This is a genomic window from Paraburkholderia sp. RL17-368-BIF-A (assembly GCF_046054045.1).
Lineage (GTDB): Bacteria > Pseudomonadota > Gammaproteobacteria > Burkholderiales > Burkholderiaceae > Paraburkholderia > Paraburkholderia graminis.
This window is the reverse complement of the sequence record NZ_JARESN010000021.1, coordinates 1-24,746: the sequence shown is the minus strand read 5'-3', so window position 1 is coordinate 24,746 and position 24,746 is coordinate 1. Positions and strand designations below refer to the sequence as shown.

The following is a 24,746-nucleotide window of genomic DNA, read 5'->3' as shown; positions in this document are numbered from 1 at the left end:
CTTCTCAGGCCGCCATCACCGGCGGCGAAGAAAGCGACGGTGCCTGCTTGCGACGCTCGCGCGTAGGCGCGGTGCCGAATGCATCGCGATAGCTCTTCGAAAAGTGGCAGGCCGACTGGAAGCCGCACGCCATCGTAATGTTCATGATCGACATGTCGGTTTGCAGCAGCAGTTCGCGCGCGCGCCGCAAACGCAGCGTCAGATAGTAATGCGTCGGGGTCATCCCGAGATGCTCGCGGAAGAGGCGTTGCAATTGCCGTTGCGACATGCCGGCAAGCCGCGCGAGTTCCTCGCGCGATAGCGGCTCTTCGATGTTGTTCTCCATCAGCGAGATCACTTCGAAGAGCGACTTGTTGGCCGAGCCGAGCCGCGCGACGAGCGGCATCTTCTGTTGCGCGCTGGTATCGCGCACATGCTCGACAATGAACTGCTCGGCGATCTGCGTGACGCGTGCAGTGCCCACACGCGGCGCGATCAGGTTGAGCATCATATCGAGCGGCGCGACGCCGCCCGTGCAGGTCACGCGATCGCGATCTATCACGAAGAGTTCTTTCAGAAAGCGCGTGTCGGGAAACTCTTCCTTGAGCGCCGACATGTTCTCCCAATGAATCGCGCACGCATAGCCCGCTAATAGCCCGGCGCGCGCGAGCGCATACGTTCCGGTGCACAGGCTCCCGAGCACGCAACCCATGCGCGCGAAGCGGCGCAATGCCGACAGATGCGCAGGCGTGGTCGCGCGCTGCACGTCGATGCCGCCGATCACGAACACGATATCCGGCTGGCCGACGCATTCGACCGGACCCGTATCGACCGACAGCCCATTGCTTGCAGTCACCGGCCCGCCTTCGGGACTCACGATCGACCAGCGGTAAAGCGTTTGCCCTGTCAGGTAATTCGCCATGCGCAGTACTTCGATCGCGTTGGTGAATGCGATCATCGTGAAGTTCGGGACGGGCATGAAGGCGAAATGCGACAGTGACGCCGTGCGATCGGTGGACATGATGAGGAATGATTCCTTCGAATCTATAGTGCCGCGTCGCTGTGGGGAACTGCGACTTATGTAATTTTGAGGACTAGCGCAACTACCATGCCATCAGGCTAAACCCTCGGTTGCCTATGCTTGCCCATCAAACAGATAAGAAACGGCACCAGAAGCGCGCGGCGGCCATCGCGAACCGCACCGCAAACGCGCACTGCGTTCAGCCGCAGTGCAGCATCGCGTCGCCAGCGAACGACCGTTCGGCATCGGCGCGATGATCCGCCGGCGGTATGAACCAAGGGATCCACAGAGGCGACTTGTCGAAAAAGGTCGCCTATGGCGGAAAAGGCAAAGAACGCGTCTGAATTCATAAATTGACGCGCGATGCAAGCGTCAAGAATAGACGTACTCAATCCGGCGGCGACAGGGCAGAAACAAAGGCCCACCAACGCTTCCGGCGCCTAACGTCAATGACCCCACGGACCTTCCATGTCGAACCCGAATCCATTCTTCGAAGAACCGCTGAGCACGCGCGATGCGGCGGTGCGCGGCGCAATTTTGAAAGAGCTCGAGCGTCAGCAGTCGCAAGTCGAGCTGATCGCGTCGGAAAACATCGTGTCGCGCGCGGTGCTCGAAGCGCAAGGCTCGGTGCTGACCAACAAGTATGCGGAAGGTTATCCGGGCAAGCGTTACTACGGCGGTTGCGAATATGTCGACGAGATCGAGACGCTTGCGCTCGATCGCATCAAGCAACTGTTCAACGCGAAGTTCGCCAACGTGCAGCCGCATTCGGGCGCCCAGGCCAACGGCGCGGTGATGCTCGCGCTGGTGAAGCCAGGCGATACAGTGCTCGGCATGTCGCTCGATGCAGGCGGCCACCTCACGCACGGCGCCAAGCCGGCGCTTTCGGGCAAGTGGTTTAACGCGGTGCAGTACGGCGTGAATCGCGACACGCTCCTGATCGATTACGAGCAGATCGAGGAACTCGCGCAGCAGCATAAACCCGCGCTGCTGATCGCCGGCTTCTCCGCTTATCCGCGCGCGCTGGATTTCAAGCGGCTGCGTGCGATCGCCGACAGCGTCGGCGCGAAGCTGATGGTCGATATGGCGCACATCGCAGGCGTGATCGCGGCGGGACGTCATGCGAATCCGGTCGAACATGCGCACGTGGTTACGTCGACCACGCACAAGACCTTGCGCGGCCCGCGCGGCGGCTTTGTGCTGACGAATGACGAAGACATCGCGAAGAAGATCAACTCCGCCGTGTTCCCCGGCCTGCAAGGCGGCCCGCTGATGCATGTGATCGCCGGCAAGGCGGTCGCGTTTGGCGAGGCGCTGCAACCAGGCTTCAAGACTTATATCGACAGCGTTCTCGCGAATGCGCAGGCGCTCGGCGAAGTACTGAAGGCAGGCGGCGTCGATCTCGTGACGGGCGGCACGGACAACCATCTGTTGCTGGTCGACTTGCGCCCGAAGGGTCTCAAAGGCAATCAGGTCGAGCAGGCGCTGGAGCGCGCCGGCATTACGTGCAACAAGAACGGCATTCCGTTCGACACGGAAAAGCCGACCATCACCTCGGGCGTTCGCCTCGGCACGCCGGCCGGCACGACGCGCGGCTTCGGCGCGAACGAGTTCCGCGACGTGGGCCGTTTGATTGTCGAAGTACTCGACTCGCTGCGCGATCACCCCGAAGGCCATGCCGCCACCGAACAACGCGTTCGCCGCGAGATTTTCGCGCTGTGCGAGCGCTTCCCCATCTACTGAGAACGCCTGGAGCAAACGATGAGCAATCTGCACGAAAACAGCATCATCATCGACGGTTTGAACATTTCGAAGTTCGAGCGCTCGGTGTTCGAGGATATGCGCAAGGGCGGCGTGACCGCGGTGAACTGCACCGTGTCGGTGTGGGAGAGCTTTCAGAAGACGGTCGACAACATCGCCGAGATGAAGCAGCAGATCCGCGAATACGGCGAGATCCTGACGCTCGTGCGCACGACCGACGACATCTTCCGCGCGAAGAAAGAGAACAAGACCGGCATTATTTTTGGCTTCCAGAACGCGCATGCATTCGAAGACAACCTCGGCTATATCGAGGCATTCAAGGATCTCGGCGTGAACGTGGTGCAGCTTTGCTACAACACGCAGAACCTCGTCGGCACCGGTTGCTATGAACGCGACGGCGGCCTCTCGGGTTATGGCCGAGAAGTGATTCAGGAGATGAACCGCGTCGGCATCATGGTCGATCTCTCGCATGTGGGCGGCAAGACTTCTTCGGAAGCGATTGCGGCTTCTAAAAAGCCGGTGTGCTACTCGCATTGCTGCCCGTCGGGATTGAAAGAGCATCCGCGCAACAAGAGCGACGAGCAACTCAAAGAGATTGCAGATGCAGGTGGTTTTGTCGGCGTGACGATGTTCGCACCGTTTCTGAAGCGTGGTGCCGACGCGACCGTCGAAGACTATATCGAAGCAATCGAATACGTAGTGAATCTGATCGGCGAAGATCAGGTCGGCATCGGCACGGACTTCACGCAAGGCTACAGCACCGAGTTCTTCGACTGGATCACGCACGACAAGGGCCGTTATCGTCAGTTGACGAACTTCGGCAAGGTCGTGAACCCGGAAGGCATTCGTACGATCGGCGAGTTTCCGAATCTGACCGCCGCGATGGAACGTGCCGGCTGGAGCGAAACGCGCATCAAGAAGATCATGGGCGAGAACTGGGTGCGGGTATTCGGCGAAGTGTGGAAGGTCTGATCTTCCGCCTCATTCAGTCAACGAAATCACCCTATAAAAAGCGGAGTCCCACATGCAACCCCAACTGCCTATCGACGTCGATCCGAACACCGGCGTCTGGACCACCGACGCGCTGCCGATGCTCTATGTGCCGCGCCATTTCTTCACGAACAATCACACCGCGGTCGAAGAAGCGCTCGGCATCGACACGTATGCGGAGATTCTCTACAAGGCCGGCTACAAGTCCGCGTACTTCTGGTGCGACAAGGAAGCGAAACAGCACGGCATTGCTGGCATGGCCGTATTCGAGCATTACCTGAAGCGGCTTTCGCAGCGAGGCTGGGGCATCTTCTCGATTACCGAAGCGGACCCGTCGACTTCGCATGCGCGTATCGAGTTGCACCATTCGTCGTTCGTGCTCGCGCAGCCGGGCAAGGTCGGCAAGCTCTGCTACATGTTCGCCGGCTGGTTCGCGGGCGCAATGGATTGGGTCAACGACACCGCGCCAGATTCGTCGCGCAAGGGACCGCCTTCGCAATCGCGCGAAGCGCGCTGCGCAGCAGAAGGCCACGAGCATTGCGTATTCGAAGTCTCGCCGCTCGCCGCATAACGCGTACGGCACAGCACTACTAGCCATATCATTCCGAGGTCGATCGCGATGCGTTACCCGAACCTTTTCAAGCCTCTCACGCTGAACAAGCTGACCTTGCGCAATCGCATCGTGAGCACTGCGCATGCGGAGGTGTATGCGGAGCCGGGCGGCCTGCCTGGCGACCGTTATATCCGCTACTACGAAGAAAAGGCCAAGGGTGGTGTCGGCCTCGCCGTGTGCGGCGGTTCGAGCCCGGTGTCGATCGACAGTCCGCAAGGCTGGTGGAAGTCGGTGAATCTGTCGACCGACAAGATCATCGATCCGCTCTCGCGCCTCGCCGAAGCCATGCATGCGCACGGCGCGAAGATCATGATCCAGGCCACGCATATGGGCCGTCGCTCGGCATTTCACGGCGAGCACTGGCCGCATCTGATGTCGCCGTCTGGCGTGCGCGAGCCGGTACATCGCGGCAACGCGAAGATCATCGAAGTGGAAGAGATTCGCCGCATTATCACCGACTTCGCCGCGGCCGCTAAGCGTGTGAAGGACGCGGGCATGGATGGTGTCGAAATCTCGGCGGCGCACCAGCATCTGATCGATCAGTTCTGGAGCCCGCGAACCAATTTCCGTACTGACGAATGGGGCGGCTCGCTCGAAAACCGCCTGCGTTTCGGCGTCGAAGTGCTGAAGGCGGTCCGCGAAGCAGTCGGCCCCGATTTCTGCGTCGGCTTGCGCATGTGCGGCGACGAGTTTCATGAAGACGGGCTCGATCACGAGCAGTTGAAAGAGATCGCGCAGGCCATGAGCGAAAGCGGCCTCATCGATTATCTCGGCGTGATCGGTTCGGGCGCGGACACGCACAACACGCTCGCGAACTGCATGCCGCCGATGGCGCTGCCGCCCGAGCCGTTCGTGCATCTCGCAGCCGGCATCAAGGCGGTCGTCAAGATTCCGGTCATGCACGCGCAAAGTATTCGCGACGCGGGCCAGGCCGAGCGTTTGCTCGCAAGCGGCATGGTCGATCTCGTCGGCATGACGCGCGCGCAAATTGCCGACCCGCATATGGTCATCAAGATTCGCGATGGCCGCGAAGACGAGATCAAGCAATGCGTCGGCGCGAACTATTGCATCGACCGCCAGTACAACGGGCTCGACGTGCTGTGCGTACAGAACGCGGCGACATCGCGTGAAGCGACGATGCCGCATGTGATTACGCGCACGAGCGGGCCGAAGCGCAAGGTCGTTGTGGTCGGCGCCGGTCCTGCCGGACTCGAAGCGGCTCGCGTTGCGAAGTCGCGTGGTCATGACGTCGTGCTGTTCGAAAAGAACGACTACGTGGGCGGCCAGATCATGCTCGCGGCCAAGGCGCCGCAGCGCGAGCAGATGGCGGGCATCGTCCGCTGGTTCGACATGGAGACGAAACGTCTTGGCGTGGACCGCCGTCTCGGTGTCGCTGCCGACGAGAAGGCCATCATGGCCGAGAAGCCGGACATCATCGTGCTCGCGACGGGCGGTTCGTCGTTCACATCGCAAGTCGCGGCATGGGGTGTCGACGAAGGTCTCGCTGTCAGTTCGTGGGACGTGCTCTCGGGCAAGGTCGAGCCGGGCAAGAATGTACTCGTGTATGACGGCGTCAGCACGCATGCCGGCGCAGGCGTGGCCGATTTCATCTCGAGCCGCGGCTCGAATGTGGAGATCGCCACGCCCGACGTGAAAGTCGCCGACGACGTCGGCGGCACTACGTTCCCGATTTTCTATCGCCGTCTCTATGCGCAAGGCGTGGTTCACACGCCGAATTACTGGCTCGACAAGGTGTACGAAGAAGACGGCAAGAAGATCGCCGTGCTTCGCAACGAGTACACCGAGGAGCAGGAAGAGCGCGCGGTCGATCAGGTGGTGATCGAAAACGGCAGTACGCCGAACGACGAGTTGTACTGGAAGCTCAAGCCCGAGTCGGTGAATCGCGGCCAGGTGGACGTGCATAAGCTCTTCGCATCGGAGCCGCAGCCGTCGCTTTCCGAAGAACTCGGCAATGGCCGCTTTCTGCTGTTCCGCGTCGGCGACTGCATCTCCATGCACAACATTCACGGCGCGATTTACGACGCGCTGCGCCTTTGCAAGGACTTCTGACGATGAGCCCCGTGTCTGTCATCACCGTGCTGTTGTGGTTGTCGATGGCGGGTCTGGCGTTCGCGCTCGCGAAGCGCGCCGCGTATTGGCGCGAGGGCCGCGCGACGGCGGCGGGCGCGTACGGCTGGGCCAATCTGCTGTCCATTCCAAAGCGCTACTTCGTCGATCTGCATCATGTGGTCGCGCGCGATCCGTACATTGCAAAGACGCACGTCGCGACCGCTGGCGGTGCGATCCTCGCGATGGCGCTCGTGTTCGTCAACTACGGTCTCGCGATCTACTCGCCGTGGCTCGACAAGCTGATCTTTCTGGCCGCGCTCGTGATGCTGGTCGGCGCCGTGTTCGTGTGGCGCCGCCGTCATGGTGCGAAGGCGGTGCCCGCGCGGCTTTCGCGTGGACCGTGGGATCACTTGCCGCTGCTGCTCGGCTCGTTCGCGCTCGGCCTCGTGCTGTTCGTCGCGCTGCCGGCTTCGGCGATGTCGGGTGCGCTCGCCATCATCGTCGCGCTGCTGATCGCAGTGGGCGCCTTCACGATGACGTTCGGCGCCGCGCGTGGCGGTCCGATGAAACATGCGCTCGCGGGTCTTTTGCATCTGGCTTTTCATCCGCGTCAGGAGCGCTTTGCCGAGCGTAACTCGAACGATGTCGTGCCGCCCACCGCATTGAAAGTGCCGATGCTCGACGCGAAAGAATATGGCGTGGGCAAGCCGGTTGAATTTCGCTGGAACCAGTTGCTCAGTTTCGATGCGTGCGTGCAGTGCGGCAAGTGCGAAGCGGCATGCCCCGCATTCGCCGCCGGCCAGCCGCTTAATCCGAAGAAGCTGATTCAGGATCTGGTCACGGGCATGGTCGGTGGAACGGACGCCGAATACGCGGGTAGCCCGACGCCCGGCATTCCGGTCGGCAAGCACGGCGGCGCACCGCAAAAGCCCTTAATTTCCAGTCTCATCGAAGCGGAAACGCTGTGGTCATGCACGACCTGCCGCGCTTGCGTGCAGGAGTGCCCGATGCTGATCGAGCATGTCGACGCAATCGTGGACATGCGCCGTAATCAGACGCTTGTCGAAGGCACGGTGCCCGGCAAAGGTCCGATCACGCTCGCGAATCTGCGTGAGACCGGCAGCGCGAATGGTTACGACATCGGTGCGCGTTACGACTGGGCCGTCGATCTTCAGGTGCAGGTCGCGCAGCCCGGACGTCGCGTGGATGTGCTCTTGATCGCAGGAGAAGGCGCGTTCGACATGCGCTATCAACGCACGCTGCGCGCGCTCGTCAAGGTGCTGAACCGCGGGGGCATCGACTATGCGGTACTGGGCGGAGTGGAAACGGATACCGGCGATACGGCCCGGCGTCTCGGCGACGAAGCCACCTTCCAGCAACTCGCGAGCAAATTGATCGGCACGCTTTCGCAGTATTCGTTCGGCAAGATCGTGACCGCAGACCCTCACGTGCTGCACAGCCTGCGCAACGAATATCGCGCGTTGGGCGGCTTTTACGAGGTCCAGCATCACACGGCGCTGATCGACGAACTCATCGCGAGCGGCAAGCTGTCGCCGCGTGCCGCGGCCGCGTACGCGGATAGCAAGATCACGTATCACGATCCGTGTTATCTCGGTCGCTATAACGGCGAAACGGAAGCGCCGCGCCGGGTGTTGAAGAGCATCGGCATCAAGGTCGTCGAAATGGAACGCAACGGCATGCGTGGACGTTGCTGCGGTGGCGGCGGCGGCGCACCGTTGACGGACATTCCGGGCAAGCGGCGCATTCCCGACATTCGTATCGACGACGCACGCGGCATCGGCGCAAACATCGTCGCCGTCGGTTGCCCGAATTGCACGGCGATGCTCGAAGGCGTGGTCGGTCCGCGTCCCGAAGTGCTGGACGTCGCCGAACTGGTTGCAGCGGCGCTGGAGTAACGCGATGAACACAATCAAACGAATCGATCCGCGCCGGCCGTTCACGATCACGGCTGACGGACTTCTGCGCATTACGTTGGGCGTTATCGGTGTGGCCGGTGCGCTGGATTTCACGGCCGCGAGCGGCGCACATCGCGAACAGCCGAAGCCGCGCCGCACGACAGCGGCGCCTTCGCACACGATGCTGGTCGCGGCGCACGCGGACCGCGGCGCGCTCGACGAGCATGCGCGCCAGACACTCGCCGCCGCTGCATTGGTTGCGGATGCATCGACGGAAATCGTGCTGCTGGTATTCGGCGAGTTCACCGGCGACGCCGCGGCGCTCGGCGCCGACAAGCTAATCGAATTGCCCATGTTCGATCGACGCAAGTTCGCGCCGGTCGATGAACTGAATGCGCTTGCCGCGTGCGTCGCCGCGTATGCGCCTGTGCATGTGTTCCTGCCCGACAACGCGACCGGCGACGGCGATCTCGGCCGCCGCTATGCAGCCGCGGCGAATGCGAGCGTCGCGACGCATGTGGTCGAAATAGACGCCTCGCATGTGGCCGCGTATGTGCATGCGAATACCGCGTTGGCTTCGCGCGCGTTGCCCGAAGTGGTTCTGCTCGCAGCGAATGCGGTCGATCCGAAGTTGCCGTTCGTCGGCGCGGGCGAGCGAGTGGTGTGGCGCTTCGATGGCGAGTCGGCCAGCGCGAAAGGCACGGTGCGCGATCTCGGCATCGAGGAAATGGACGCGGCGCAACTTGCATTGGAAGAGGCGGACTTCATCGTGTCCGCAGGCAACGGCGTGAGCGACGTGCCTGCGTTCGAGCGTCTCGCGGCTACGTTGGGCGCGGCGATCGGCGCAAGCCGCGTGGCCGTCGACGACGGCAAGTTCACGCGCGACAAGCAGATCGGCGCGACAGGCAAGACGGTCGAAGCCAGCGTCTATATCGCGTTCGGCATCTCGGGCGCCGTGCAGCATTTGCAAGGCATCAAGGATTGCCGTCATGTGATCGCCGTGAATCTCGACGCCAGCGCGCCGATTGCCAAGCGCGCGAATCTGACCGTGATCGCGGACGCGCACGAAACCATTGCGGCGCTCAACGATGCCGCGGCTGCAGCGCGTTCGGCGCGCGGCACCGGCGCGGCGTTACTCAATTCGAAGGCTGTTGCGGAAGGAGCGCTCGCATGAAAATCGCCGTACTCGTTTCGGTGGGCCGGCATCCGGTAAGCGGCGTTGCGCGTTACAGCCGCAACGACGCAGCCGCACTCACGCTCGCGTTGTCGCTAGTGAAGCAGCACAACGCCACGCTCGATGTGCTGCATGCGGGCGACGCAGCGAATCCCGCGTTGCAGGAGTATCTGGCGCTCGGCGCGCGCTCGGTGGAAGTGCTTGCGGTTCCCACTGCGGGCGACGACGCGCAAGCGGATGCTTCCGCGCCGCTCGCCGCGCGTTTGCATGGCTACGATCTGGTATTGACCGGAACGCGCGCGGAAGGCGCATTCGACAGCGGCATGCTGCCGTATCGCGTCGCCAATGCGCTGAATATTCCGCTCGTCGGCGCGGCCGTCGACGTGACGTTGAACGACGGTTGCGCGCAGGTGCGGCAATTCATGCCGAAGGGTTTGCGTCGACGTGTCGAGGTTCAATTGCCTGCGCTGATCGCGGTGCATCCGATGGCGAATGCGACGCCGACGTATGCATACGCACGACTGCGCGAAGGCACGATTCGTCCGGTTGCGAGTACAACAGCAGCGGGAAAAAGCGCGAACGATGCCGCCACAGAACCCGCCTGGACGATCCGCCCCGCAACCGCCAAACCCGTGCGCCTGGCCGCCGCTGAAAAGCGTTCCGGCCATGCCCGCATGCTTTCGGCAACCACGACGGAAAGCCGCGGCGGAAGCGTCGTAATTGAAGGGAGTTCCGTCGAAAAAGCACAAGTGATTCTCGCGTATTTGCGCGAGCATCAACTCGTGGATTACTGATTTCCGGTTCAGGCGAACCAGCGGCCAGGAGGGCCTGGCGCGGCGCCAGACGTGACACGCAACGGAGCACACAATGAAAGTTTCCGCAGACGTTCGCGCAATGATCGAACGCCGCAAAAAGAATCACACGCTGGAAGCGCCGTTCTATACGAGCGAGGACATCTTCGCGCTCGACATGGAAGCGATCTTTCGCCAGCACTGGATTCAGGTCGCAGTCGAGCCGGACGTGCCCGAACCGGGCGACTACATCACGGTGGAGATCGGTCACGATTCCATCCTGATCGTTCGCGACGACGACATGCAGGTGAGGGCGTTTCATAACGTATGCCGTCATCGCGGCTCGCGCCTGTGCAATACCGACAAGGGCTCGCTTGGCAACATTGTGTGCCCGTATCACAGCTGGACGTACAACCTGAACGGCGACCTGATGTTCGCCGAGCATATGGGCGACCAGTTCGACCGTTGCAAGCACAGCCTGAAGAAGGTTCATGTCGAGAACCTCGCGGGACTCATCTTCATCTGCCTCGCGGAGAATCCGCCCGCGGACTTTTCGGTGATGCGCGCCGCAATGGAACCGTATCTGCTGCCGCATGAACTGGCCGGCTGCAAGATCGCCGCCTCGATCGACATTATCGAGGAAGGCAACTGGAAGTTGACGATGGAGAACAATCGCGAGTGCTATCACTGCGTCGCGAACCATCCCGAACTCACCATTTCGCTTTACGAATACGGCTTCGGCTATCAACGCTCGCCGGCCAACGAAGAAGGCATGGCCGCATTCGAAGAGACCGTTGCACGGCGCACCGCGCAATGGGAAGCGATGAAACTGCCGTCGGCGGAAATTGAACGGCTCGCGGATCTCGTGACTGGTTTTCGCACGCAGCGCCTGCCGCTCGATCGCGACGGCGAATCGCAGACGCTCGACGCAAAAGTGGCGTCGAAGAAACTGCTGGGCGGCTTCGAGCAGGCCGATCTCGGCGGGCTTTCTTTCTGGACGCAGCCTAATTCGTGGCATCACTTCATGAGCGATCATATCGTGAGCTTTTCGGTGATTCCGCTTTCGGCCGGCAAGACGCTCGTGCGCACGAAATGGCTCGTGCACAAGGACGCACGCGAAGGCATCGACTATGACGTGAACAACCTCACGGCAGTCTGGCGCGCGACCAACGATCAGGACCGTGCGCTCGTCGAATACTCGCAGCGCGGCGCATCGAGCAGCGCGTACGAGCCGGGTCCTTATTCGCCGTTCACCGAAGGTCTCGTCGAGAAGTTCTGCGAGTGGTATATCGGCCGCATCGCGGATTACAGCAATGCACCGCAAACGCACGATGCCACGCCGCTTGCGCATGGCGAGAACGTCGTGTCCTTCGTGCGCTGAGCGCCGAGCGCAACCAGGAGCGGGAGAAAACAATGATGCGCGATCAGGCGGCGTTTCAGCCAGGCGGTGAGCCGGCCACAGACCCTGCAACAAGCCGTGCAAGCCGTGTTACGCAGCCGCGCTTCTGGGACGCGCTGCCGGCGCGCTGGAACAGCGACGTCGACGACACGCTGGTGTGCTGCCACGTCCGTCAGGAAACGCATGACGTGAAGAGCTTTTTCTTCCGCGCGCCGAATGAACGGGCGTTCGTGTTCGAGCCTGGGCAGTTCATCACGCTCGAACTCGATATAGACGGCGAATCGATTAACCGCTGTTATACGATTTCGTCGCCGCCGACGCGGCCACACACCATCTCCATTACGGTGAAGCGCGTGCCGGGCGGCAAGGTGTCGAACTGGCTGCATGACAATCTGCAAGTGGGCGGCGAGGTTCGCGTGCTTGGGCCGGCCGGCGAATTCACGTGCGCCCGCCATCCCGCGCGCAAATTCCTGTTTCTGTCGGCGGGTTCCGGCATTACGCCGTTGATGTCGATGAGCCGCGCGCATCACGAACTCGGCGAGGACAGCGACATTGTGTTTGTGCACAGCGCTCGCACGCCGGACGACATCATCTTCGCGCGCGAACTCGATCTGATTGCGTCGAATCACGCGCATTTTCGCACCGCGTTTGTGTGCGAACGCTTAGGCGCGCGCACGAATTGGCCTGGCGTGACGGGCTTTTTGACCTTACCGCTGCTCAAGCTGATCGCGCCTGATTTTCTGGAACGCGAGATCTTTACCTGCGGCCCCGCGCCGTATATGCAGGCGGTACGCAATCTTCTGGAGGAAGGCGGCTTCGATCGCCGTCATTATCATGAAGAGAGCTTTTCGTTCGAAACGGTCAGCGAGGTCGCCGCGCAATTGACGACCGCTCACGTCGGCGATGTATTGCAGACCGCGACTGAAGCGGTTGCTGTGGAGAGCTTTGCAGAAGCGCGGCGAGAAGCGCCGGCTTTCGAGCCGGCTCCCGCGGCGCCGGAGATCGGAACCGAAATCGAAACGCGCTACAAGGTGAGCTTCACGAAGAGCAATCGCGAGATCGAATGCGGCAGCGGCCAACATGTATTGGACGCTGCAAAAAAAGCGGGCGTGCGCCTGCCGGCATCGTGTACCCAGGGTATGTGCGGAACCTGCAAGGTAAAACTCGTATCCGGCGAAGTCGCGATGAAGCACGCGGGCGGCATTCGTCAGCGCGAAATCGATCAGGGCATGGTGCTGCTGTGCTGCAGCAAGCCGCTCACCGATCTCGTCGTCGAAAAGTGACTGGCGCGCGCGCCAGGAAAAGCAGTTGCCGCCAGTGGCCGGGCACGCAGATTAACCAGGTCGCATGCGGACAACTGCGTGTCGCAAAACAACGTTACTGGGCAATTCTGGCTGGCGATTCTAAATGCTCATTGGGTTGTTTGTGGAAGTGAACGGGAGAACGGCGATGAGACTGATCAGAAAGATATTGGTGTTGAGCACCCTGAGCGCGGCGCTGGCGGCAAGCAGCGTGAGCGTTTCGGCGGATACGAAGCCGACCATCAAAATCGGCTACGTGGAAGGCTGGGACGACAGCGTGGCGACGTCCAACGTCGCTGCACGCGTGATCGAGAAACGTCTCGGCTATCAGGTTCAACTCGTACCGGTCGCGGCCGGCGTGATGTGGCAAGGCGTGGCGCGCGGCGATCTCGACGCGACGCTGTCCGCGTGGCTGCCGGTCACGCATGGCGCGTACTGGAACAACTTCAAGGAGAAGGTGGTCGACCTCGGGCCGAACTTTAACGACGCGAAGATCGGTCTGATCGTGCCGGATAATCTCGACGTGAAAACGGTCGGCGATCTCGAAGCGAAGAAAGCGGAATTTGGCTCGCGTATCGTCGGTATCGACGCCGGTGCGGGCGTGATGCAAAAAACCAGCGAGGCCATCAAGGCGTATGGACTCGATTACAAGCTGATGCCCAGCTCGGGCAGCGCAATGACCGCGGAACTCGCGCGTTCGGAAGCGGCGAGCAAGCCGATCATCGTGACCGGCTGGAAACCGCACTGGATGTTCGCGAAGTACAAGCTGAAATTCCTCGAAGATCCGAAGAAGGTATTCGGCGAAGCGGAGCACGTCGATAGCGTCGTGAATCCGGAACTGGAAAAGAAGGCGCCGCAGGTGGTCGCGTTCCTGAAGAAGTTCCAGTGGAAGCCGGGCGAGATCGACAGCGTGATGCTCGCGACGCAAAACGGCGAGAAGCCGACCGCCGCAGCCGATGCGTGGATCGGCGCGCATAGCGATCGGGTGGATAGCTGGGTGAAGTAATCCACTCTATTGCCGGTTAAGCGATACGACGAAACGCCGCTTCTTTTCCAGAAGCGGCGTTTTTTTGTGCTGCAATGTTATTGCAGAACGACCGTTCTATCGCCATTGATAAACACGCGCCGCTCGATAAACGCCTTCACTGCGCGAGCAAGCGTAATGCACTCGACGTCGCGGCCGGTGGCAAGAAGTCGATCCGGACTATACGAATGATCGACGCGTTCGACCACTTGCTCGATGATCGGACCTTCGTCGAGATCGTCGGTCACGAAGTGCGCCGTTGCACCGATCAGTTTGACGCCGCGCGCATGCGCCTGGTGATACGGCTTCGCGCCTTTGAACCCAGGTAAAAACGAGTGGTGAATGTTGATCGCGCGCCCGGCGAGCGCACGGCTCGTCTCGCCCGAAAGAATCTGCATATAGCGCGCGAGAATCATCAGTTCGGCCCCGGAAGTCTCGAACAGATCCAGCAGACGCGCTTCCTGTTGCGGCTTGGTATCGGCCGTAATAGGCAGATGATGAAACGGCAATCCGTGTTGCTGCGCGAGCGGTTCGAAATCGCGATGATTCGAGCCGATACCGACAATGTCCATTTTCAGTTCGCCCATTCGCCAGCGGAACAGCAGGTCGGCAAGACAGTGCTCGAGCTTCGACACCATGATCAGAACCTTGGGTCGCGTGCCGACATCATGCATCGCCCACTGCATATGAAAGCGCTCGGCAATGGACTCGAATTCGCGTTTGAGCGCCGAGATATTCAGCGTCTCGTTGCTGTTCACGCCGTGAAAGACGCAGCGCACGAAGAAGCGTTCGCTGAGATCGTCGTCGAAAACGGTGAGTTCGTCGATATAACAATGATGCCGGTCGAGAAAGCCGACAACGGCGGCAACCTGGCCCGCGGCGCTCGGACACGCAACGGTGAGAACCAGTTGACCTGGACGGGAATCGGCGGACATGCGCTCTCCACATAGACGATAGGCTCATGCCGCGGACGCGGCATGCATCGTCGCAGTAGAGCAAATCCGTGCGCGAGGCGGATAGAAGCGAATCGCCGTGGCAATGGAACGGGAGCGTCAGAGCGTCAGAGCGTCATTCGGCGTCGAGCCCGCATTCGCCGAGCAGCCATTGGCGGAAAGCGTCGACCGCCGGCGTGGCCGCACGCTGCGTGACCAGCATATAGCCGCGCTCGGTGACCACCGGCGCATCGAACAGTTCGACGAGTTGCCCCGTTGCAAGCAATTCGTCGATGAGCGGCGCCCAGCCGAGTGCCACGCCCTGGCCCATGATCGCCGCATGGGCGACGAGCGTGAAGCTGTTGAACGTGATGCCGCGATGCGCGGCCGGCGCGACGAGACCATGCGCCGCGAACCAGTCGGCCCATGACAGCCAGCGCGCCGGCTGCGTGGGTTCGAGATGAAGCAGCGGCAGCGTGAGCAGTTCGGAGGGCGACGTGAGCGGCGGATGCGCCGCGAAAAACGCCGGACTGCACACCGGCGTCACACGCTCGGGAAAAAGCTTGACCACGCTGCGTGCATTCCAGTCCGCATGTTCGTCGCCGAATGCAATCGCCACATCGGCCTGATCGTGCGATGGATCGAATACGCTTTGCGACGTAATGATCTTGACATCGACATCGGGCATGAGCGCCTTGAATTGCGAAAGCCGCGGCATGAGCCAATAGGTTGCGAAGCCGAAGTCGGTGGATAGCGTAAGCGTTTGCGGCGTGCGGCGCGCGCGGATTTCGGCGGTGGCAACGCGGATCGTGTCGAGCGCATGACGCACGGCTTCAAAAAGGCGCTCGCCGTCTTCCGTGAGCCGCACGCCACGATGACCGCGCTCGAAAAGCGGCGCGCCCAGCGTCTCTTCCAGTTGCACGATGCGCTGGCTTACAGCCGGCTGCGTGGAGCCCAACTCGCGCGCGGCCGCCGTAAAGCTCGCCAGACGCGCGGCGGATTCGAACATCGTCAATGCCTGCATTGGCGGCAAGCGATCCTGCCTCGACATAACGCCCCCTTATAGGCACATAACGAATTGCCGTCTTCACAGCGCCGAATTGAACGGCAATAGTGATGTTGATGCCGCACGCGCTCCAAGAGCACCGCTCAAATGCGGCTGTTGTTGCAGATGCACCGGCACAGGTACTTGCACTGACATTCATGATTTTATTCGAGGCGCGCTCCAATGCTTGACAGCAAAAAGAATATTCTTATTCTGATGGCCGACCAGATGACTCCGTTCGCGCTTGCCGCGTACGGCCACCCGCTCACCCGAACACCCAACCTCGATCGTCTGGCAAAGCAGGGCGTGGTTTTCGATTCCGCGTACTGCGCGAGCCCGCTATGCGCGCCGTCGCGTTTCTCGTTTCTCTCCGGCAAGCTGCCGTCGGCAATTGGCGCTTACGACAACGCAGCAGAATTTCCGTCGCAAACGCTGACATTCGCGCATTATCTGCGCGCGGAAGGCTATCGCACGATTCTCTCCGGCAAGATGCATTTCTGCGGCGCCGATCAGTTGCATGGTTTCGAAGAGCGCCTCACTACCGACATTTATCCCGCCGACTTTGGCTGGACACCGAATTGGGACGACTTCGAAGCGCGCCCTACGTGGTATCACAACATGAGTTCCGTGATCGACGCCGGCCCTTGCGTGCGCACCAACCAGCTCGACTTCGACGACGAAGTGACGTTCACCACGCGCCAGAAGCTCTTCGACATCGCGCGCGAACGTCATGCGGGTAAAGATGCACGGCCGTTCTGCATGGTCGCCTCGCTGACGCATCCACACGATCCGTATGCCATTCCGCAGAAGTACTGGGACATGTACCAGGACGAAGAGATCGACATGCCCACGCACCGCGACTCATTCGACGAAGCCGATCCGCATTCGAAGCGCCTGCGTCACGTTTGCGAAACCGATCGCACGCCGCCGACCGGGCAGCAGATCCGCAACGCACGGCGTGCGTATTACGGCGCGATTTCCTATGTCGACGATCAGTTCGGCGCGATTCTCGAAGCATTGGAAGAGGCCGGGCTCGCGAACGATACGATCATTGTCGTCACTTCCGACCACGGCGAAATGCTCGGCGAGCGCGGACTCTGGTACAAGATGACGTTCTTCGAAGGTGGTTGCCGCGTGCCGCTGATCGTGCATGCGCCGCAGCAATTCGACGCGCATCGTGTGAGTGCTTCGGTATCGCATCTCGATCTGCTGCCCACGCTTGTCGAACTCGCGCGTAGCGAACCACCCGCGGCGTGGCCCGATTCGCTCGACGGACATAGTCTCGTGCCGCATCTTCTGGGAGAGCGGGGCGGTCATGATGAAGCGATCGGCGAGTACCTCGCCGAAGGTGCAATTGCACCGATCGTGATGCTTCGGCGCGGGCGCTTCAAGTTCATTCACACGCCGGCCGATCCGGATCAACTCTATGACGTGCAGGCCGATCCGCTGGAGCGCGCGAATCTCGCATTCAACGCGGAGTACGCCGCTCAGGTCGAAGCATTCCGCAAAGAGATTGCCGCTCGCTGGAATCTCGCCGCGCTACATCAGGACGTGCTGCAAAGCCAGCGTCGTCGCCGTTTTCATTTCGCCGCGACCACGCAAGGCACCGTTGCTTCATGGGACTGGCAACCGCTCGTCGATGCAAGCCAGCGCTATATGCGCAACCACATCGACCTCGATACGCTGGAGGCGATGGCGCGTTTTCCCGCAGTCGCGCACTGAGTTGTCTCTCTTGTCTTGCACCGCTACGCCCGACGCTCCACGCTAACGATTCACCCACTCACAGGAAGCCGCGATGATGAACAAGCTATTCAAACAGGCCATGTCCGGCGTTGCGCTGCTATGCGCGGCGGCGAGCTTTGCGTCGGCCGCCGAGCCGCAATCGTGCATGCAGGTCAACATGGCGGGGCCGGGATGGACCGACATCGACGCAACGAATGCGATGACCGGCGTCGTGCTGAAGGCGCTCGGCTATAAGCAGAAGGTGGCTAACCTGTCGGTGCCGATTACGTACCAGGGCCTGAAAAAAGGGCAAATCGACGTATTCCTCGGCAACTGGATGCCCGCGCAGGCGCCGGTCGTCAAACCTTTCGAAGAAGAAAAGTCGATCGTGGTCGTGCATCCGAACCTGAGCAATGCGAAGTTCACGCTTGCCGTGCCCGACTATGTGGCGGCGGCCGGCGTCCATTCGTTCGCGGATCTCGCGAAGAATGCCGACAAGTTCGACAGCAAGATATACGGCATTGAACCGGGCGCGCCGGCCAACCAGAACATCAAGAAAATGGTGGATGACAAGGCGTTCGGACTCGATAGCTGGAAGGTGGTGGAATCGAGTGAGACAGGCATGCTCACGCAAGTGGAGCGGGCCGTGCGCGAGAAGAAGTGGATCGTCTTTCTTGCGTGGGAGCCGCATGTGATGAATACGAAGTTCAAACTGTCGTATCTGGACGGAGGCGATAAGTACTTCGGTCCGAACTACGGCGGCGCCACTGTGAATACGGTTGCGCGCAGCGGCTATGCGGAGCAGTGTCCGAATGTCGGCCGTCTTTTCAGGCAGCTTACGTTTAACGTCGACCTGGAAAACGGCGTGATTACCGAAGTACTGGAAAAGAAAACCAGTGTCGATGTGGCCGCAACCGAAGCACTCAAGCGTCATCCCGATCTGCTCAAATCGTGGCTCGACGGCGTGAGCACCGCGAACGGCGCCAATGGATTGCAAGCCGTGCAAACGGCGCTCGGTGTGAAATAACAAAGGCCATTGCAATCGCCAGGTCGCGAGGCGACAGATTCATGTCGCATCCAATCGATTCGCCGTAAATCTGGACCCGTATTCTTGACTCGTCGATGCCGGCCTGGCGGAATTTTAATGCTCAACAAATAGCAGCCAGGTCTTATCGACCGGTCTCAACCGGTTTCGAACTGCCCGTCATGCGAGAAATGCCGCACGCCTGAAAGCCGCGCGGCAGGGATCGCTTTATCCAACGAATTGTGCAGGCATAGAGCAGGGGAGAATTAGATGAAGAAGAGAAATGCCGTCAGTCTTTCGGGACTCGCTATTGCAGCAAGTGCGGTATGTGCGCCAACGGCTGTCCATGCACAAAGCAGCGTCACGCTGTACGGCATTCTGGACGCCGGCATTACGTACGTGAACAACGCCGGTGGTTCCCACCAGGTTAAGTTCGACGACGGCATTTCGTACGGCAACCGGATCGGCTTCAAGGGCGTCGAAGATCTCGGCGGCGGCTTGCAGGCGGTATTCGTACTCGAGTCGGGTTTCCACGTAGGCAATGGACAACTTGGATTCGGTGGCGCTGAGTTCGGACGCCAGGCGTATGTCGGTCTGAAGAACAACTGGGGCACCTTGTCGTTTGGTAACCAGCTCGACATGACCGAAGAATTCGCGTATCTGTACAACATATCCGCGTGGGCAAGCGGTTACGCGATCCACCAGGGCGACTTCGACCGGATGAACGGCGACCGGCTGCCTAACTCGATCAAATTTCTCTCCGCCGATATATCCGGCTTTTCTTTCGGCGGCATGTACTCGTTCGGCAACACGGCCGGCGACTTCCATCAGAAAAGTGCGTGGAGCGTGGGCGCGCGCTATGAGCACGGTCCGTTCAACATGGGCGCCGCCTATACGCAGTTGAACAACCCGTTCGGCATCTATGCGTTCGATCCGTACGCGATGATCGGCACGCATACTTTCCTCGGCAGGCCGACCGTTTCCGTCGATCCTGCAACCGGCGCGGTTACAGATCTGTATAGCTCGACTTCATTTCCGGTCGACAGGCAGGGCGCGTTTGCAATCGGCGCCGCTTATACGATCGGCAATGTGATGCTGAGCGGCAACTTCACTTACACGACGATCAAGGGCCTTGGTCAGACCTCGCATATGCAGGTTTATGAAGGCGGCGCTTCGTATACGTTCACGCCGGCGTTGATGCTCTACGGTGGCTATCAGCACACGCGGTTTGAAGGAAACCACTGGAATCAGGGCTCGCTCGGGCTTCACTACCTGTTGTCCAAACGTACGGACGTGTACATCTCGGGCGATTATCTGCGCGCATCGGATGGTGTGAATGCGGTGATCGGCTATAGCTTCACGCCGTCGTCGACCAGCACGCAGGCTGATGTGCGTATCGGCATGCGCCATTCGTTCTGAAGCGGCGCGGCGGATTTCTGTTAGCGGGAATCCGCCTGGATTTAGCCGTTAATTTGCACCCTTCGAAGACAGAGCGCAATGCGTCGCACCATTGCGGCTCTTACGCTTGACCTCGATCAAGAGCGCCCACGTCTTCTGACCGATGATGTCGTTACGACTTTAATCATCGCGTTGGAGGACATCATGACTAGCTCGGACGGCAGGATCTTATTTTCGGCAATCGCCGTTTTTGTGGCGCTCGGGGGTATAGGGGTGTCGATTCGCGGCTTGCTGTTCGACGAGCCGTCATTTTTTCGTTATGGCGTTGCCGGTGTAGTCGGTGGCGTTGCGTGCTTCGTGTGGCTACTCAATTCCGCACGCGACGGCAACTCGTGATCGCCTGGCTGCGTAGCGGCCGCTTGCTGACGTCAGCGGCGCTCCGAGCATTGCCCCCAAGCATCGCCACCACCAGCGGCCAGACCCTGCTCTGACGCTGTCTCCTCATCATCAATACATTCAATATGCCAATGCCCGTTTTGACGAGCCAATAGGCGGGCACGCCTTCGCGCCAGCCGTTGGCAATCGTTTCGTCGTGAGCGTTGCACTAAATCAAACGATGTGCACCGTGCGCGGCGCTGCGACCTCGTTGACGCAGGTCAATCGTCAGATGCGGATACGCGCTCATGATTCTCTCATCGACTCGCTGCTCCAGGTGGCTTTCGCTGCCGCAACGGTCGACGGAAACGCGCAGATCGGGCGGAGGCAAACATGTACGCACACATCGTGGTGGCACTCGACGGCAGCGACGCAGCCAAGCGCGCGCTGAGCGAAGCGATTCAGTTGACGAAGCTCTCGCGCGGCAGGTTGACGGTCGTCTACGTGCTCGATCAGTCGGCCGCGTTCACCTACGCAGGCGCCTGCGATCCGCATCTTCTGAGCGGCGCCGCACGGCAGGTCGGAACCACGCTGCTCGATGGCGCACAGAAACAGATGCGCGAGATGGACGTCGTGGGCGACACGGAGATCGTGGAAACCCGGGGCATCGCCGAAGACATCGCCGGCACGTTGCTGCGCTTCGTTCAGTGGAGCGGCGCGGACCTTGTTGTGATGGGCACTCACGGACGGCGCGGATTGCGGCGCATGGTGATCGGCAGCGTTGCCGAGCGTTTCGTCCGCCATGCGACGTGCCCCGTTCTGCTGGTTCGCGAGCCCACTGACGCAAAGCGGGAGGCGCCGCTTTGATCTGAACTAGCCGCTCGTCTCTTTGATCATTGGAGTCATCTCGTGAAAGCACTGGTTTATCACGGCGCCGGGCAAAAATCACTCGACGAGCGGCCGATGCCGCAACTCGCGTCGCCCACCGACGCCATCGTCAAGGTGACGCGCACGACCATCTGCGGCACCGACCTGCATATCCTGAAGGGCGACGTCCCCACCTGCGAGCCCGGCCGCATTCTCGGCCATGAAGGAGTGGGAATCGTCTATCAGGTTGGCGCTGCCGTCAGCACGCTGAAAGAGGGCGACCCGGTGCTCATCTCGTGCATTTCGTCGTGTGGCAAGTGCGACTACTGCCGGCGCGGAATGTACTCGCACTGCGCGACGGGCGGATGGATTCTTGGCAACAGGATCGACGGCACGCAAGCGGAATACGTGCGCATTCCTCACGCCGAAACAAGCCTGTACCGCATTCCCCAAGGTGCGGATGAAGAGGCGCTAGTGATGCTTTCCGACATCCTGCCGACCGGCTTCGAATGCGGTGTTCTCAACGGCAAGGTTGAACCGGGAAGCACGGTGGCGATTGTCGGCGCGGGGCCGATCGGGCTCGCGTCGCTGCTTACCGCGCAGTTCTATTCGCCGGCGCAGATAGTGATGATCGACCGCGACCCTTACCGTCTGGAGGTGGCGTCGCGCTTCGGGGCGACGGCGTGCGTCGATAGCGGCGTCGACGATCCGGTGGCAAAGCTCATGAAGCTCACCGCCGGAACGGGCGCGGATTGCGTGATCGAGGCCGTGGGTGTGCCCGAGACTTTCGAGCTATGCCAGGCGCTGGTGGCGCCTGGCGGCGTCATCGCCAATGTGGGCGTGCATGGCGTAAAGGCGGATCTGCATCTGGAATCGCTGTGGGATCGCAACATCTCGATCACGACGCGTCTCGTCGATACGGTCAGTACGCCGATGCTGCTGAAGACCGTGCGCGCCGGCCGGCTCGACGCCGCGAGCCTGATCACGCATCGCTTCAAGCTCGACGATGTACTGAAAGCCTACGAGACTTTCGGCGATGCGGCCCGATCGCATGCGTTGAAGGTCATCATCGAAGTGGCGTAAAGGCCCGTTGAATCGTCTGCCGGCATTCGAGCCTCGCCGACATGATCCACGTCAAACAGAACGGTGCCGCACACGCCTAACCTTGAATAGCACAGGGGTTTGCCGCGTTGCCCCTTGATTCAACGCCCAACCTTCAGGAGGCTTACCATGCGCGCATCCGATGTCATGACCCACACCGTTGTCTCGGCCACGCCCGACATGACCATTCGTCAGGTCGCCAAGATGTTTGTCGATAACGGCATCAGCGGCGCGCCAGTGCTGGATACGGACGGCAGCATCGTCGGCATCATCAGCGAAGGCGATCTGCTTCGCCGCAGCGAGATCGGAACCGACGAGACCAGGCGCGCGTCGTGGCTCGATTTCTGGTCCGCGAGGCATGAGGCGCGCGATTACGTCAAGACGCATGCGGCCAAGGTGAGCGATGTGATGACGACCGATGTGGTGACCGTGCAGCCTGACACGCCGCTTGGCGAAGTTGCGGGCATTCTCGAAGCACGGCACATCAAACGCGTGCCTGTGACGGAACGGGGACAGGTGGTCGGCATCGTGAGTCGTGCCAATCTCGTCCAGGCGCTCGCGAGCGTGCCCGATGAACCGGTGTCGGACGCCACGCTCTCGGACGCCGAAATCCGCGCCGTCCTCATGGGTGAACTGGCGGGGCGCAGATGGGGCTTTGCCGGCCGCAATATCGTGGTGACAGACGGCGTCGTGCATCTATGGGGCGTTTTCCAGTCGGCCGACGCAGTGGATGCCGTGCGCGTGGCGGCGCAGAACATACCCGGCGTCAAGCGTGTGGAAGATCACACCGAGCCGTATCAGATGATGCCTGGCATCTAGTAGCGGAAAGTAGCTCCGTACTTCTGCGCGTGCCCGACACCCGCGTCGCCTGCGATACCAACCGCCGCTAGGCCGCGGCCTTCAGTCGCTCGTCAGGCGCGGCGCCAGAGGCGGGGAACGATACTTCCACGGCGAGTCCGCGGCTCTCGAGGCCAGGCCCGAAGCGCACGGTCGCGCCAAAGTGTTCGGCAATGCGCGCGACAATCGAGAGGCCAAGACCGCTGCCGGTCGCCTGGTTGCCGGTGGCGCGAAAGAACCGGCTGGTCAGACGCGCGACATCTGCCGAGGCCACACCGGGGCCGTCGTCGCGCACAGTCACGACAACGCGATTATCGAGCGGCTCGGTCGCGCGCTTGACCGCAATTTCGATGTTGCCGCCCTCGCTTCCGTACTTGATTGCGTTGTCCACTAAATTGTCGAACAGGATACCGATCAGCACAGGCTCCGCATTGATTTCGGCCTGCATGTCGCAGTCGAGCATCGCGCGCATGTTTTTTTGCTGCAGGTTGCCGGCGTTCGCCAGCACGGCATCCTTCGCGAGCGACCCAGGCGCGAGCGGTGCCGTCGACAGTTTTTCATGCATGTCCAGACGTGCGAGCAGCAGCAATTGCTCGGCGAGCCGCGCGCTGCGATCCACGCCTTGCACGACGCGCTCCATCGCGAGTCGCTGCCGCGCCGGGTCCGGCTCGGCGAGCGCAACCTGTGCCTGAACCTTGATGGCGGCCAGCGGCGTCTTCAGTTCGTGAGCGGCGTCGGCGGTAAACGCGCGTTCACGTTCAAGCGAATGGTGCAGACGCGAGAGCAGCAGATTGAGCGCGTCGACGAGCGGGCGCACCTCGGTCGGCGCGTCGCCGATTTCGACAGGCTCGAGGCGGTTGATATGTCGCGAGCGGATTGCATCCGACAGCACGCGCAGCGGCGCAAGGCTCCAGCCGATGCTGAACCACACGAGCAGCGCGAGGACCGGCAGCGCAATCAGGGCAGGGCGCGCGATACGGCTCGCCACTCCGCTGACCAGATCGCTGCGCGTATTGGCCTGCTCGAATACGCGCACCGTGTGGCCGAGCGCCGTGCCGCGCAGCGTGAACGAGTGATACGTCTGACCGTCCAGCACGACGTCTTGCGTGCCCGTGACCGCCGGCAGCGGCAGGTCCCATGCACCGAGCGCGCGCAGGGCAGGGCTGCCGGCAATCACGTCGCCGTCGCGCGTGCGCACCTGAAAGAGCGCGTCGCGCGGCAGCGAGTCGTCGTCGTCGTTCTCGCTCGCACTGGTCGCGCCGCCTCTTTCTTCCTCGCGCACGTCGATGTGCGCGTTGGCAAGCGTGGCGAGGTTGGCCCGATCGAGAAGCGCGAGCACCTGCGCGACTTCCGCGAGGCGCGCTTCTTCCCATTCGCCGACTTCGTGCGTGGCCTCACGATAACTA

At 61.3% G+C, this 24,746-nt stretch carries 21 protein-coding genes; 17 read left to right on the top strand and 4 right to left on the bottom strand.

Going from position 1 to position 24,746, the window contains the following annotated elements:
* Nucleotides 1-4 precede the first annotated feature (4 nt).
* Entirely contained in the window at nucleotides 5-1,000 is a 996-nt protein-coding gene (locus P0D87_RS27350) for a GlxA family transcriptional regulator (RefSeq protein ID WP_006052173.1), read from the bottom strand.
* A 468-nt stretch (nucleotides 1,001-1,468) separates the two neighbouring features.
* Here P0D87_RS27350 and P0D87_RS27345 point away from each other — a divergent pair, with 468 nt between their 5' ends.
* The 10 genes from P0D87_RS27345 (at nucleotide 1,469) to P0D87_RS27300 (ending at nucleotide 14,021) form a co-directional block, all read left to right on the top strand.
* A complete protein-coding gene (locus P0D87_RS27345) occupies nucleotides 1,469-2,743 on the top strand; it encodes a serine hydroxymethyltransferase (RefSeq protein WP_053860641.1) in 1,275 nt (424 codons plus the stop codon).
* A gap of 18 nt (nucleotides 2,744-2,761) precedes the next feature.
* Complete coding sequence (locus P0D87_RS27340) at nucleotides 2,762-3,733, top strand: dipeptidase (RefSeq protein ID WP_027798645.1); 972 nt, start codon at nucleotides 2,762-2,764, stop codon at nucleotides 3,731-3,733.
* Nucleotides 3,734-3,785: 52 nt separating this feature from the next.
* The gene (locus tag P0D87_RS27335; RefSeq protein WP_006052170.1) at nucleotides 3,786-4,322 is read left to right on the top strand and encodes a DUF5943 domain-containing protein; all 537 of its coding nucleotides are present in this window, start codon (nucleotides 3,786-3,788) and stop codon (nucleotides 4,320-4,322) included.
* Nucleotides 4,323-4,370: 48 nt separating this feature from the next.
* Nucleotides 4,371-6,434 (top strand): NADH:flavin oxidoreductase, encoded by a 2,064-nt coding sequence (locus P0D87_RS27330; protein WP_053860642.1) that lies wholly within the window; start codon nucleotides 4,371-4,373, stop codon nucleotides 6,432-6,434.
* Between the two features lie 2 nt (nucleotides 6,435-6,436).
* Entirely contained in the window at nucleotides 6,437-8,350 is a 1,914-nt protein-coding gene (locus P0D87_RS27325; protein ID WP_053860643.1) for a (Fe-S)-binding protein, read from the top strand.
* A gap of 4 nt (nucleotides 8,351-8,354) precedes the next feature.
* Entirely contained in the window at nucleotides 8,355-9,524 is a 1,170-nt protein-coding gene (locus P0D87_RS27320; RefSeq protein WP_053860644.1) for an electron transfer flavoprotein subunit alpha/FixB family protein, read from the top strand.
* A complete protein-coding gene (locus P0D87_RS27315) occupies nucleotides 9,521-10,318 on the top strand; it encodes a drug:proton antiporter (RefSeq protein ID WP_053860645.1) in 798 nt (265 codons plus the stop codon). The genes P0D87_RS27320 and P0D87_RS27315 overlap by 4 nt, the downstream gene beginning before the upstream one ends.
* 73 nt (nucleotides 10,319-10,391) lie before the next feature.
* Nucleotides 10,392-11,696, top strand: a complete 1,305-nt coding sequence (locus tag P0D87_RS27310) for an aromatic ring-hydroxylating oxygenase subunit alpha (protein ID WP_029971734.1) — start codon at nucleotides 10,392-10,394, stop codon at nucleotides 11,694-11,696.
* Nucleotides 11,697-11,728: 32 nt separating this feature from the next.
* Entirely contained in the window at nucleotides 11,729-12,997 is a 1,269-nt protein-coding gene (locus tag P0D87_RS27305) for an FAD-binding oxidoreductase (protein ID WP_053860646.1), read from the top strand.
* Between the two features lie 166 nt (nucleotides 12,998-13,163).
* Nucleotides 13,164-14,021: a glycine betaine ABC transporter substrate-binding protein gene (locus P0D87_RS27300; protein ID WP_006052163.1), complete on the top strand. Its 858-nt coding sequence runs from the start codon at nucleotides 13,164-13,166 to the stop codon at nucleotides 14,019-14,021.
* A 77-nt stretch (nucleotides 14,022-14,098) separates the two neighbouring features.
* Here P0D87_RS27300 and purU read toward each other — a convergent pair whose 3' ends face one another.
* Both purU and P0D87_RS27290 read right to left on the bottom strand, forming a co-directional pair.
* Entirely contained in the window at nucleotides 14,099-14,974 is an 876-nt protein-coding gene (gene purU, locus P0D87_RS27295; RefSeq protein WP_053860647.1) for a formyltetrahydrofolate deformylase, read from the bottom strand.
* A 133-nt stretch (nucleotides 14,975-15,107) separates the two neighbouring features.
* A complete protein-coding gene (locus tag P0D87_RS27290) occupies nucleotides 15,108-16,022 on the bottom strand; it encodes a choline sulfate utilization transcriptional regulator (RefSeq protein WP_053860648.1) in 915 nt (304 codons plus the stop codon).
* Nucleotides 16,023-16,199: 177 nt separating this feature from the next.
* Here P0D87_RS27290 and betC point away from each other — a divergent pair, with 177 nt between their 5' ends.
* The 7 genes from betC to P0D87_RS27255 all read left to right on the top strand — a co-directional run bounded on the left by betC (nucleotide 16,200) and on the right by P0D87_RS27255 (nucleotide 23,322).
* Nucleotides 16,200-17,738 carry a choline-sulfatase gene (gene betC / locus P0D87_RS27285; RefSeq protein WP_053860649.1) on the top strand — a complete coding sequence of 513 codons (1,539 nt, stop codon included), beginning with the start codon at nucleotides 16,200-16,202 and terminating at the stop codon, nucleotides 17,736-17,738.
* Nucleotides 17,739-17,811: 73 nt separating this feature from the next.
* Complete coding sequence (locus P0D87_RS27280) at nucleotides 17,812-18,765, top strand: choline ABC transporter substrate-binding protein (protein ID WP_006052159.1); 954 nt, start codon at nucleotides 17,812-17,814, stop codon at nucleotides 18,763-18,765.
* A 267-nt stretch (nucleotides 18,766-19,032) separates the two neighbouring features.
* Entirely contained in the window at nucleotides 19,033-20,181 is a 1,149-nt protein-coding gene (locus P0D87_RS27275; RefSeq protein WP_171799891.1) for a porin, read from the top strand.
* A 78-nt stretch (nucleotides 20,182-20,259) separates the two neighbouring features.
* Entirely contained in the window at nucleotides 20,260-20,556 is a 297-nt protein-coding gene (locus P0D87_RS27270) for a DUF2964 family protein (protein ID WP_310031721.1), read from the top strand.
* Nucleotides 20,557-20,928: 372 nt separating this feature from the next.
* Nucleotides 20,929-21,402 carry a universal stress protein gene (locus P0D87_RS27265; protein ID WP_053860651.1) on the top strand — a complete coding sequence of 158 codons (474 nt, stop codon included), beginning with the start codon at nucleotides 20,929-20,931 and terminating at the stop codon, nucleotides 21,400-21,402.
* Between the two features lie 42 nt (nucleotides 21,403-21,444).
* Entirely contained in the window at nucleotides 21,445-22,485 is a 1,041-nt protein-coding gene (locus P0D87_RS27260) for a zinc-dependent alcohol dehydrogenase family protein (protein WP_053860652.1), read from the top strand.
* Nucleotides 22,486-22,632: 147 nt separating this feature from the next.
* Nucleotides 22,633-23,322 (top strand): CBS domain-containing protein, encoded by a 690-nt coding sequence (locus tag P0D87_RS27255; RefSeq protein WP_029971719.1) that lies wholly within the window; start codon nucleotides 22,633-22,635, stop codon nucleotides 23,320-23,322.
* 67 nt (nucleotides 23,323-23,389) lie between these two features.
* Here P0D87_RS27255 and P0D87_RS27250 read toward each other — a convergent pair.
* The coding region (locus P0D87_RS27250) for an ATP-binding protein (protein WP_408637081.1) at nucleotides 23,390-24,746 on the bottom strand (1,357 nt) is incomplete at its 5' end.

What these genes read in the sequence shown, in the direction of transcription:
- P0D87_RS27310 (WP_029971734.1), top strand. Translation starts at nt 10,392, where the DNA reads ATGAAAGTTTCCGCAGACGTTCGCGCAATGATCGAACGCCGCAAAAAG.
- P0D87_RS27315 (WP_053860645.1), top strand. Translation starts at nt 9,521, where the DNA reads ATGAAAATCGCCGTACTCGTTTCGGTGGGCCGGCATCCGGTAAGCGGC.
- P0D87_RS27335 (WP_006052170.1), top strand. Translation starts at nt 3,786, where the DNA reads ATGCAACCCCAACTGCCTATCGACGTCGATCCGAACACCGGCGTCTGG.
- betC (WP_053860649.1), top strand. Translation starts at nt 16,200, where the DNA reads ATGCTTGACAGCAAAAAGAATATTCTTATTCTGATGGCCGACCAGATG.
- P0D87_RS27340 (WP_027798645.1), top strand. Translation starts at nt 2,762, where the DNA reads ATGAGCAATCTGCACGAAAACAGCATCATCATCGACGGTTTGAACATT.
- P0D87_RS27320 (WP_053860644.1), top strand. Translation starts at nt 8,355, where the DNA reads ATGAACACAATCAAACGAATCGATCCGCGCCGGCCGTTCACGATCACG.
- P0D87_RS27265 (WP_053860651.1), top strand. Translation starts at nt 20,929, where the DNA reads ATGTACGCACACATCGTGGTGGCACTCGACGGCAGCGACGCAGCCAAG.
- P0D87_RS27330 (WP_053860642.1), top strand. Translation starts at nt 4,371, where the DNA reads ATGCGTTACCCGAACCTTTTCAAGCCTCTCACGCTGAACAAGCTGACC.
- P0D87_RS27300 (WP_006052163.1), top strand. Translation starts at nt 13,164, where the DNA reads ATGAGACTGATCAGAAAGATATTGGTGTTGAGCACCCTGAGCGCGGCG.
- P0D87_RS27270 (WP_310031721.1), top strand. Translation starts at nt 20,260, where the DNA reads ATGCGTCGCACCATTGCGGCTCTTACGCTTGACCTCGATCAAGAGCGC.
- P0D87_RS27350 (WP_006052173.1), bottom strand. Translation starts at nt 1,000, where the DNA reads ATGTCCACCGATCGCACGGCGTCACTGTCGCATTTCGCCTTCATGCCC.
- P0D87_RS27290 (WP_053860648.1), bottom strand. Translation starts at nt 16,022, where the DNA reads ATGTCGAGGCAGGATCGCTTGCCGCCAATGCAGGCATTGACGATGTTC.
- P0D87_RS27345 (WP_053860641.1), top strand. Translation starts at nt 1,469, where the DNA reads ATGTCGAACCCGAATCCATTCTTCGAAGAACCGCTGAGCACGCGCGAT.
- P0D87_RS27325 (WP_053860643.1), top strand. Translation starts at nt 6,437, where the DNA reads ATGAGCCCCGTGTCTGTCATCACCGTGCTGTTGTGGTTGTCGATGGCG.
- P0D87_RS27280 (WP_006052159.1), top strand. Translation starts at nt 17,812, where the DNA reads ATGATGAACAAGCTATTCAAACAGGCCATGTCCGGCGTTGCGCTGCTA.
- P0D87_RS27275 (WP_171799891.1), top strand. Translation starts at nt 19,033, where the DNA reads ATGAAGAAGAGAAATGCCGTCAGTCTTTCGGGACTCGCTATTGCAGCA.
- purU (WP_053860647.1), bottom strand. Translation starts at nt 14,974, where the DNA reads ATGTCCGCCGATTCCCGTCCAGGTCAACTGGTTCTCACCGTTGCGTGT.
- P0D87_RS27305 (WP_053860646.1), top strand. Translation starts at nt 11,729, where the DNA reads ATGATGCGCGATCAGGCGGCGTTTCAGCCAGGCGGTGAGCCGGCCACA.
- P0D87_RS27255 (WP_029971719.1), top strand. Translation starts at nt 22,633, where the DNA reads ATGCGCGCATCCGATGTCATGACCCACACCGTTGTCTCGGCCACGCCC.